This is a genomic window from Pedobacter kyonggii (assembly GCF_004310665.1).
GTDB classification, from domain to species: domain Bacteria; phylum Bacteroidota; class Bacteroidia; order Sphingobacteriales; family Sphingobacteriaceae; genus Pedobacter; species Pedobacter kyonggii.
The window spans coordinates 25,494-35,107 of record NZ_SIXF01000045.1 but is presented as its reverse complement, the minus strand read 5'-3'; the positions used below and the strand labels follow the sequence as shown (position 1 = coordinate 35,107).

Genomic DNA, 9,614 nt, shown 5'->3' with positions numbered 1-9,614 from the left:
CCAGAACAACCTGTCTTAAAGGTACACCTTTTTCTATAATGAGCCTTACAACTTCTTCTTTGAAATCAGAAGTAGACTTGATATTGGCTTGCTTGCGTAGCCCACTTTCACCATGGAGGTTATATTTCCGAACCCATTCCAATATCATGTCTTTGCTAATACGCCGTTCTCGGGATAGCCAAAGAATCGGCGTCCCTTTTATCACGTGAGAAACTATATCGAGCTTCTCCTCAAATGTGTGTTTGGTCATAAATGATAAACCCCAAAAGTTTTTGTCCAACTTTTGGGGTTCACTTCAATCTAGGGAGCTTTTTTATTAACCGTTAATCACGATTAGTATAAAGTAAACTCTACACGACGGTTTTGTTGACGGCCTGCTGCAGTTTTGTTTGTAGCAATTGGTTGGTCAGGTCCGTAACCTGTCGCTTCAATTCTTGATGCATTTGCACCTTGAGATACTAAATAAGCTTTTACTGATTCTGCTCTGTCTTTAGATAAACGTAAGTTTAGCTCTCTACCACCAGTATTGTCAGTATGGCCAGCTAATTTTAAGCTAAAGTTTTTCTCTACTAATAAACCAGCAACACGGTTTAAAGTAGCGTATGATTTAGAACGGATGGTTGATTTACCTAAATCGAACTCTAAGTTAGAAATCGCATCTTTAACCACTTTACGGTCAGCTTCTGTAACAACTCTGGTTTCTTTAATTACTTCACGTTGAACTTTGATTGGACAACCAGAACCATCAACAACAGTACCCGATGCAGTACCAGGACATTTGTCGAATTTGTTCGCTACGCCATCATTATCATCATCGCCCAAATCTTTAGCATATTGTTCTCTATCGCGTTGTGCATTTTGTTCAGCGGTTGATAATGCTCTTCTTAATTCAGCACTTTCTTCAGCTGTTTGCTTGTTTAAATTGGCTAACGAGCTGTAGTTTTGTAATTGAGGTTTTGATTTATCTCCAATGGCAAACTCTAAACCAGCATGTGCATAGGCAAATCTGTCGTTAGTAGGACCATTAAATCCATCAAATTTGGCCGATTTAACAAAGTTAACATCGTAACCTAGATCTACATTGATACCTTTAGCTACACCTAATTTAACACCGGCACCAACTGGTACAAACCAACCTTCTCTGTAAGAACCAGCGTCATTAGTATTTGGAGTAGTGGTTGCACCTGACGACATATAACCAGCACCAGCTTTTAAATATGGGATTAATACTGCATTTTCTTGATTGATGCTAATGTTTGCTACATTCCAAACTGCTGATAAAGCACCCGACCATTGCATATTGGTTTTGTAACCCGTATTTGCAGCATAAGTAGTATTACCATTTGCGTCAACTCCATTGGCCATTCTTAACTCTTCAACCTTACCACCCAAGAAATCGGCTTGAATACCTAAAGAAGGTAAAATTTGTTTTTTAATGTAACCACCGTAACCGATGTGCTCAACCGGAGTTTCAAATTGATGGTTTGAATTGCCAAAAATAGTTCTCGGGGTTAATAAACCTCCATGAACACCAATAGACCAGGTACGGAATTGAGTAGGAGAGAAACGGCCTGCAGCGCTTGTACTGGTTGGTGTTTCCTGTGCAAATAATTGTGATGATAAACCTAATAAAGCAATCAACATTGTTGATTTAGTAATTCTTGTATTCATGTTTTTCTATTTTGTAATATTAGTCTCTTAACAGTTTTTATTTCATACTGTTTTGCATGGACTAAGAAAAAACCTTGCCAAAAGCATTATTTTTCTTACAAATAGCATGTTATCAGAAGATTAGGAGGGTAAAATAATTTCACGAAAATGTTACTGCTTAACTGGAATTATACTGATTTTTGTACAGTATTCTGTACAAAAACTAAAAAAAGCACCTCTGTGAAGTAGTTTAAATTCTACTTGTATGACGGATTTTTCTTATTGTTCAATAACATCTCTAGTGTTTTTTCGAGCCTGTTTGTACGCGTCTTTTCCTGCTTCGCAGATAAAAGCCAAAGTACGTATTCTTTCCTGTGGGAGTAAGCGAGTTGGTTAAAGTAGTCTAATGCCTTAGGCTGGCTTTCTAAAAGTATTTTTAAATCTTCAGGGAGTTTAACGGTTTTATTTACTGGATCTATATATCCACCAAATTCGTTGGTCTTAATATGATCGTTTCTCATACCTGATGGCTTTACCTCAGTGATGAATTTTAAACGCAGGGCAGTCCAGGTTTCATTTACTGCAGCAGAAGCACAAGGTGTTAAACCAAACTTTTTAAGCTCTTGCCAGCTTTTCATCAGATCAAGATCGGATTTGATTTTTGAAGATTTTTTAGGATAGAATACCCAAAAAATAGTTTTTGCATCAATATGGCAAATATTACTTTCAATTTGCTGGTTAAGTTGATCTACGCCTGTGCTAAAAATGATTAATACATTAAAATAAACTTCTTCAGTATATTTTATAACGATATATGGATCGACCTCGCCAAAAATGGTAACCGCATCCTCGGGTGCATTATTACCCTAATAGTGTAGTTAGATTTAACCTGAAGTTTTTTTAATAATAAATTTTCCATTTTATAAGTCTGATCAACATTGTATTCTTTGCGCCTTTCTCTGTGATCTTTGTGGTTAAAAAATAGATGAATTACAGCCTCAATTTAGCGAAGAAATCCCAAAAAACAATACCGGCAGAGATTACGATATTAAAGGAATGTTTGGTTCCAAATTGAGGGATTTCGATACATTCATCAATTTTTGCCATCACTTCATCGCTCACACCATCAACCTCGTTCCCAAAGATGAGTGCATATTTTTTATCCTGATCGGGCTGGAAAGTGTTCAGCATAGTACTGTTTTCGGCTTGTTCTATTGCGATGATCTCATAACCCAAGGCCCTTAAGGTATCAACGGCCTGTACAGTATCGGTATAATGAATCCAATCTACAGATTGCGTAGCACCTAGCGCTGTTTTCTCAATTTCACGGTGCGGCGGTTGAGCCGTTATACCACAAAGGATAACTTTTTCTAATGCAAATCCGTCGGCTGTGCGGAATATAGAACCTACATTGTGCATGCTGCGCACATTATCCAACACCACCACAACAGGTAATTTCTCCTGTGCTTTAAACGCTACAATATCCGGACGATTAAGCTCGTCTAATTTTAATTTTCTCATTATTTTAATTGATTACACAGATTGGGGGATTACACAGATTGGATATAATCTCGGAACTGTGCTTATCTATAAGTATCTGTTGTTAAATGTGGGCCATTGCCAATTTCGCTAATGTAAATTACGGCAGGGTAGCCAATCTTTTCTACGTAATAATCGGTTAAGTGTTTTGCAAAGTCTTCTTCGAAACCTTTCTCTAGTAAAGCTATTGCACATCCGCCAAACCCTGCACCGGTCATACGGGCACCTATAACATGTTCATAATCTGCGCAAAAATCTACTAATGTATCCAATTCTTTTCCACTTACTTCATATAGTGTTCTTAATGACTCATGCGAGGCGTACATCAATCGGCCAAATTCTTCAAGGTTTCTGCCGTTTAAGGCTTTAGCCGCTAAATGAACCCGATCATTTTCTTTAACCACATGTGTTGCGCGGTTTAAAATAATTTCATCTGTTATTAAATGACTGTGTAATGCAAATTTTTCAGCAGTTAATTCGCAAAGATAATGAAGTGTTATTTCTTGGTTCAGCAATTTCAGGGCAGTTTGGCATTCTGCTACACGCTCGTTGTATTTAGAATCTGCTAATTCTCTTGGCTTATTGGTATTGATGATGGCCAAAACATATTTGTCCAGGTCAACATCAACCATTTTGTATTTTAAGGTCTCACAGTCTAAAACAATGGCTTTGTTTTTTTCGCCAAAAGCAACTGCAAACTGATCCATAATGCCAGAATTTAAACCTATAAAATCATTCTCAACACGTTTGGCGATTTTAACCAGTTCCAGTTGATCATAACCAAGATTAAAATAAGTATTTAAAGCATAAGCAGTAGCAATTTCTATAGAAGCTGAAGAGGAGAGCCCCGATCCGATTGGAATATTTCCATAAAACAGAAAATCCATTCCATTAATTTCTTTTCCATCCTTAATAAATTCGTTGATCACACCTATAGGGTAATTGGCCCATAAGCTGCCGTCTTTATCGTTTGTGGCATTACTTATTACCTCAGTTTGAACTTCGAAGTTTAGGCTTTTAAACCTGAATTTATGATCATTATTTGGGGCAATGGCTACCCAGGTTCCCAAGGTAATGGCGCAGGGCATAACTAAACCGCCATTATAATCGATGTGTTCGCCTATTAAGTTAACACGCCCGGGGGTAAAATAAACGGCATCAGCTTTTTTGTGGTATTGCTCGGCAAATTTTTCCTCAAGGTTAATGTTCATTTGGCTAAAATATATTTATAAAAAGCATTAATAATAGTATGTTTGTTTAGGAAACAAAAGCCCTAAGTTACAATTTATGAGCGTTCAGCAAATACCTACCGGAAAAATTATTGATGGCGAAGAAGTTATCGCAATCGAACTAACCAACAGTAAAGGCACTTATGTGAAAATATTCAATTACGGTGCGATTATTAACAAATTTGTAGTTAAAAACGCTAAAGGCGAAAAGCAGGATATCGTTCTTGGTTTCGACACTTTTGATGAATATCTTGATCCGGCTTATCTGGCAAATGGGGCCTATTTGGGCGCTGTAGTTGGCCGCTATGCAAACCGCATTAAAAATGGCAGGTTCACCATTGATGAAGAAACTTATCAATTGGCACAAAATGCAGGTACCGATACCTTACATGGCGGTATTGTAGGATTTGATAAAAAAGTTTGGGATGTTATTGAAATTGGTGATGGACCACAAGCGTCGGTTACGTTACAATATGAAAGTGTAGATGGCGAAGAGAATTTTCCTGGAAACCTGATCATTGATTTAACTTTCGAACTTACCGAAAATGATGAATTGATTTTAAGTTATGAAGCTGAAACTGATCAGGCTACTGCAATTAATTTAACACACCATGGTTATTTTAACTTAGCACCAAACGGAGGTAATATTAAAAACCACAAACAGCAGATTTTTGCTTCAAATTACCTTGAGCAGGACAGCAACTATTCTGTAACGGGCAAATTGATCCCTGTTGAAGGTACGCCTTTAGATTTCACCAAATCTAAAGAAATAGGGCAGGACTGGGACGAGAAGGAAGGATATGACCAAACTTTCGTTCTGGATAAAATCTATGGCGATTTATCGTTAGCAAGTAAAACAATTGAAGAAGAAAGTGGTTTAGTTTTAAGCGTATATACCACAGAGCCGGTAGCGCATCTGTATACTGCAAAATATTTAGATGTTAAAAATGGTAAAGGCGGAAAGGATTATGGAAGTTATGGGGCATTTTGCGTAGAAACTCAACATCATCCAAATGCAGTTAATATTCCAACCTTCCCGAGCACTATTTTGTGGCCGGAGGATCTGTATACGCAAACAACGATTTACAAAGTTTCACTAATCAAATAATTATGTTCACCATCGAAGACATCCGGGCAGCAGAATCAAAAATTAAAACTGGTGCAGATTTCCCTCAGTTTATTAAAGAAATTAAGGAAATGGGTGTTAAGCGAAACGATGTGTATGTATCCAATGGCTTGTCTATTTATTTTGATGATGAAGATAATGTACAGCAGATCAGTCCTGATGAATATCCGACTTTGATTATAAATGATGAACCATCTGCTGGTAAGTTAACACATGCTTTAAAAATACATCAGCAGGGAGAAACCGATTATTTTACCTTTTGCAAGCAAGCTGCAGATGCGGGTGTAGAGAAATGGGTAACCGACCTTGAAGAAATGACCTGTACTTATTTAGATGCTGAAGGCAATGAACTCGTAAAAGAAACAATACCTACAGTATAAAAATATTAAGAAAAAAGGCCCGAAATTTCGGGCCTTTTTGTTCTTTTCCGTGGTGTCAGATGTTGCCATCTGACACTTCTAGTTTTTCGCATGAATTCATATTTGAGGTTTGTGTGTGCGTTAGACTTGTTTTTACCATCTGAGACATCTTAGAACACTTAAGTTAATATTAGTGATGACTCCGCCATAACTAAATTCTTTCAAGCACCATCTTTATCGCTTGCGCTACAATTTTGTTTGGCTCTTTGCTAAATTCGAAATTTACACGACTGGCTAAAATGGCATTTACTGAAATTGCATTATGACCCAAAACTTTGGCTAGTGCATAAATCCCTGCGGTTTCCATTTCCAGGTTGGTAATGCGTTGCTGGTTGCTTTTAAAGCTATTAATCAAGCCAATAAAATCGGGAACCGCGTTTTTAGCACGTACAATTCTACCTTGTGGAGCATAAAAGCCAGGCGCCGTAATGGTTATACCTTTCGCCATGTCTTTTCCAATCGTATTCAATAATGTTTCACTCGCTGCCGTTAAATAAGGATTGATATTTTTAAGATGCCCAAAGTGTGCTTTGATATCATCCATTAAAATCTGTTCATCACCAGATAATTGTTGAAGGTAATAATTCATTAGGGCATCCATCCCTAAGCCGTAAGAAGAAGCTAAAATTGTTCCCATCGGAATATCTGGCTGAACAGCCCCAGAGGTGCCCACTCTGATAATATTTAATGAGGTAAGCTCTTTTTTAATTTCATGGGTTTCAAAATCAACATTAACCAGGGCATCTAGCTCATTAAAAACAATATCAATGTTATCTGTACCAATACCTGTTGAGAGTACGGTAATGCGTTTTTTGCCCAAATAACCAGTATGGGTGATAAATTCGCGTTTACCTTTTTTAAATTCTATTTTGTCGAAATATTTGCTTACCTCGCCAACGCGGTCGGGATCGCCAACGGTAATTACAGTATCAGCAATATCACCTGGTAAAAGGTTTAGGTGGTATATGCTGCCATCAGGATTGATGATTAAGTCGCTTTCGGATATTTTCATATTTGGTTCATCTTGCCCGCGGATTTCGCTGATCAACGCAGATTTTATCTGTGGTTATTAAACAGTCTGAAGGTATTTTAATTTAACACCTTCAATTTTATCAAATTTACTTAAAACCTGATTGAGTTGTGCTTTTCTCACTTCAAATTTCAATATACAGTCCGTATCAAATTGTTGTCCTAAGATCTGCAAGTTTTCTTCTTTACTTAACTTCATCACCTCGTTCATTTGCAGGTATTCGAAATGCGCTTCGTAAACATCGTTAACCGTTTTGTTAATGATTGTAGATGCTTTAATTGCTTCTATACTAGATGCTTTATATGCGTTAATTAAACCGGGTACGCCAAGTAATGTACCGCCAAAATAACGTACTACAACAATTAGGATATTAGTCAGGTCTTCTGATAATAAACAGTTCAGGATTGGTCTGCCTGCAGTACCCGAAGGTTCGCCATCATCATTCATTCGATAAACAGATCGATCTGGTGTTAAACGGTATGCATAACAAAAATGATTGGCCTTAACATGTTCTGCACGAAGTTTGGTAATAATCGGCTTTAATTCTAATTCACTACGTATTGGATAGGCGTATGCAATAAATTTGCTCCCTTTATCTCGAAAGATACCCTCTGAGGCACTTTCGATGGTTTTATAAGAATCATCGAACAGCATTTTGTGATAGTGTAATGAAGATAACGGCTCCAATTGCCAAAAGTATACCTGCGTAATTTAACTTGCTCAGCTTTTCTTTAAAAGCAATAACACCAATTAAGGTGCCTACTATGATTACTCCTAAATTCATTGCTGCAAAAACGGTAGATGGATTTTCTGCCAATGATTTATGGGCTTTCATGTAAAAAAGGATATTCCCAAAATTGAAGAAGCCTAAAATAAATCCACAGACTACATTTACCAGTTGTATTTTTATTTTGCCAGCCGCTGCCATCGAAATTACAATAAGCAACGAAACGATAAATGCTAGGCAAAAAACAGTAAAAAGTGAGGTGGTATAAGGTAATTCTTTATATAATGCAATTTGTTTAAAAAGGACATCGATTACCCCAAAACCAACGAAAACCATAATGGGGTAGAGCAGGCTTCCTTTACCGCTTTCTTTTTGATCAGATTTTCGAAGAAAAGTTAAGAGAATAGCCACAAAACCGATCGCCAGACCGATAATTTTTAGATTATTAAAATCTTCTTTAAAAATAAAATAAGCCGCCAGTATTGGGATAAATAGTGATAAACGTTGTGCGATATCGGTTTTAACAATGCCAAGATTTTTTACCGATGCTGCAAGGAATAAAAATATCGATGGCAATAGAATAGCCAGGGCAATGTAAATCGGCCATGGTGCGGTAGAGGTGATCAGTTTAACATCGGGCTTAAAAAAAAGAAAACATAAGCTTAACGCAGCAAGGTAATTAATGGTAACGGCTTGAATAATACTGATTTGGTACCGTTTTGCCAGTTTTAATAAAACGGCTACGGTAACACTGCAGCAAATGCTTAAAATAATGTAGATCATTTATTTGATGTCGTTTAGATAGATAGAGAGTTTGTCATTTCCAATTTGTACTGTTTCCTGCAGATTTCCATTAATGTTCGGAGAAGAAACTCCGTCGCTCCAGCTGGCAGATGAAGTGAAAATACGAGCTTCATCCCAGAGGTCAGTACTTAAAAATTGATTTAAAATATTGGCGCCACCCTCAATAATTACCGATTGTATATCCATCAGGTAAAGCTGAAAAGCGATTTTTTGCGCTAAATAAAAGTGCATATCTTCCATCTGGATATAATGGATATTCTCAATAACATCAGTTTTAACCTCATTAAAGATAATGGTTTTGGCTGCTGTATTGAAGATATGATTTGATTGCGGAACTTGAAGGTTTTTATCGATTACGAGACGGATAGGGTTTTTACCAGGCCATTCACGCGAGGTTAACTGCGGGTTATCCATAATGGCAGTCTGTTTGCCGATCAGGATTGCATCTTCTTCGCTACGCCATTGATGTGCCAAACGTTTGGCCAAAGGGCCACTGATCCATTTCTGGTGACCATCCTTTGTTGCGAAATAACCGTTAGCGGTTTCAGCCCATTTTAAAATAATATACGGCCTTTGTTTTTGGATCCTGGTAAAAAATCTTCTATTGAAATAGCGACAATTATCATCCAAAATTCCACTCACCACTTCAATTCCTGCATTTCTGAGTTTTTCGATACCTTTGCCATCAACACCTGAAAAAGGATCTCTATTGCCAATCACTACTTTCTTTAGCTGATGTTTTACCAATAAATCAGCACAGGGTGGTGTTTTGCCAAAATGCGCACAGGGCTCTAGGTTAACGTAAGCAGTAGCCTGTTTCAAGAGATTTTCGGCCTCATCGCCGTATTTACCAAAAACAGCTTTAATGGCATTGGGTTCGGCGTGCGATTTTCCATATTCCTGATGATATCCTTCTCCAATAATTTTGCCGTCTACAACAATAACACAGCCAACCATGGGGTTCGGACTAACATTACCTAAAGCTAAGGCCGCTAGGTCAAGACAGCGTTTTATATAAAATTCATCGCCCATTAGGGCAAAAGTAGTAAAAAAAGAGTCATGGCCTTATCAAAATAGAGCCGTTATCATC

11 protein-coding genes are annotated in these 9,614 nt (G+C 37.4%); 2 read left to right on the top strand and 9 right to left on the bottom strand.

Annotated elements, in window-relative coordinates; genetic code table 11:
* The 5 genes from EYS08_RS24305 to EYS08_RS24285 form a co-directional block, all read right to left on the bottom strand.
* Positions 1 to 250: helix-turn-helix domain-containing protein (locus EYS08_RS24305; RefSeq protein ID WP_131032410.1), on the bottom strand; the 250-nt coding region annotated here is incomplete at its 3' end.
* Between the two features lie 83 nt (positions 251 to 333).
* Complete coding sequence (locus EYS08_RS24300) at positions 334 to 1,671, bottom strand: OmpA family protein (RefSeq protein ID WP_131032521.1); 1,338 nt, start codon at positions 1,669 to 1,671, stop codon at positions 334 to 336.
* A 236-nt stretch (positions 1,672 to 1,907) separates the two neighbouring features.
* Positions 1,908 to 2,288, bottom strand: coding sequence for a YdeI/OmpD-associated family protein (locus tag EYS08_RS24295; RefSeq protein WP_131032520.1), 381 nt, complete (start codon positions 2,286 to 2,288; stop codon positions 1,908 to 1,910).
* Positions 2,289 to 2,640: 352 nt separating this feature from the next.
* The gene (locus EYS08_RS24290; protein ID WP_131032519.1) at positions 2,641 to 3,171 is read right to left on the bottom strand and encodes an RNA methyltransferase; all 531 of its coding nucleotides are present in this window, start codon (positions 3,169 to 3,171) and stop codon (positions 2,641 to 2,643) included.
* A gap of 62 nt (positions 3,172 to 3,233) precedes the next feature.
* Positions 3,234 to 4,400, bottom strand: a complete 1,167-nt coding sequence (locus EYS08_RS24285) for a galactokinase (RefSeq protein ID WP_131032518.1) — start codon at positions 4,398 to 4,400, stop codon at positions 3,234 to 3,236.
* A gap of 76 nt (positions 4,401 to 4,476) precedes the next feature.
* Between EYS08_RS24285 and EYS08_RS24280 the strand changes: the two genes are divergently transcribed.
* Complete coding sequence (locus EYS08_RS24280; protein WP_131032517.1) at positions 4,477 to 5,526, top strand: aldose epimerase family protein; 1,050 nt, start codon at positions 4,477 to 4,479, stop codon at positions 5,524 to 5,526.
* A gap of 2 nt (positions 5,527 to 5,528) precedes the next feature.
* Positions 5,529 to 5,924: a DUF1398 domain-containing protein gene (locus EYS08_RS24275; protein WP_131032516.1), complete on the top strand. Its 396-nt coding sequence runs from the start codon at positions 5,529 to 5,531 to the stop codon at positions 5,922 to 5,924.
* Positions 5,925 to 6,114: 190 nt separating this feature from the next.
* Here EYS08_RS24275 and EYS08_RS24270 read toward each other — a convergent pair whose 3' ends face one another.
* The 4 genes from EYS08_RS24270 to ribD are packed head-to-tail and all read right to left on the bottom strand — an operon-like array spanning position 6,115 to position 9,556.
* Positions 6,115 to 6,975 (bottom strand): nucleoside phosphorylase, encoded by an 861-nt coding sequence (locus EYS08_RS24270; RefSeq protein WP_131032515.1) that lies wholly within the window; start codon positions 6,973 to 6,975, stop codon positions 6,115 to 6,117.
* 57 nt (positions 6,976 to 7,032) lie between these two features.
* Entirely contained in the window at positions 7,033 to 7,647 is a 615-nt protein-coding gene (locus EYS08_RS24265) for an IMPACT family protein (protein ID WP_131032514.1), read from the bottom strand.
* Positions 7,634 to 8,503: a DMT family transporter gene (locus EYS08_RS24260; protein WP_131032513.1), complete on the bottom strand. Its 870-nt coding sequence runs from the start codon at positions 8,501 to 8,503 to the stop codon at positions 7,634 to 7,636. Before EYS08_RS24260 ends, EYS08_RS24265 begins: the two co-directional genes overlap by 14 nt.
* Positions 8,504 to 9,556 (bottom strand): bifunctional diaminohydroxyphosphoribosylaminopyrimidine deaminase/5-amino-6-(5-phosphoribosylamino)uracil reductase RibD, encoded by a 1,053-nt coding sequence (ribD, locus tag EYS08_RS24255; protein ID WP_131032512.1) that lies wholly within the window; start codon positions 9,554 to 9,556, stop codon positions 8,504 to 8,506.
* Positions 9,557 to 9,614: the final 58 nt, after the last annotated feature.

Excerpts from the sequence above, each read along its gene's own strand:
- EYS08_RS24285 (WP_131032518.1), bottom strand. The coding sequence starts at position 4,400 with ATGAACATTAACCTTGAGGAAAAATTTGCCGAGCAATACCACAAAAAA.
- EYS08_RS24270 (WP_131032515.1), bottom strand. The coding sequence starts at position 6,975 with ATGAAAATATCCGAAAGCGACTTAATCATCAATCCTGATGGCAGCATA.
- ribD (WP_131032512.1), bottom strand. The coding sequence starts at position 9,556 with ATGGGCGATGAATTTTATATAAAACGCTGTCTTGACCTAGCGGCCTTA.
- EYS08_RS24275 (WP_131032516.1), top strand. The coding sequence starts at position 5,529 with ATGTTCACCATCGAAGACATCCGGGCAGCAGAATCAAAAATTAAAACT.
- EYS08_RS24280 (WP_131032517.1), top strand. The coding sequence starts at position 4,477 with ATGAGCGTTCAGCAAATACCTACCGGAAAAATTATTGATGGCGAAGAA.
- EYS08_RS24295 (WP_131032520.1), bottom strand. The coding sequence starts at position 2,288 with ATGAAAAGCTGGCAAGAGCTTAAAAAGTTTGGTTTAACACCTTGTGCT.
- EYS08_RS24265 (WP_131032514.1), bottom strand. The coding sequence starts at position 7,647 with ATGCTGTTCGATGATTCTTATAAAACCATCGAAAGTGCCTCAGAGGGT.
- EYS08_RS24290 (WP_131032519.1), bottom strand. The coding sequence starts at position 3,171 with ATGAGAAAATTAAAATTAGACGAGCTTAATCGTCCGGATATTGTAGCG.
- EYS08_RS24300 (WP_131032521.1), bottom strand. The coding sequence starts at position 1,671 with ATGAATACAAGAATTACTAAATCAACAATGTTGATTGCTTTATTAGGT.
- EYS08_RS24260 (WP_131032513.1), bottom strand. The coding sequence starts at position 8,503 with ATGATCTACATTATTTTAAGCATTTGCTGCAGTGTTACCGTAGCCGTT.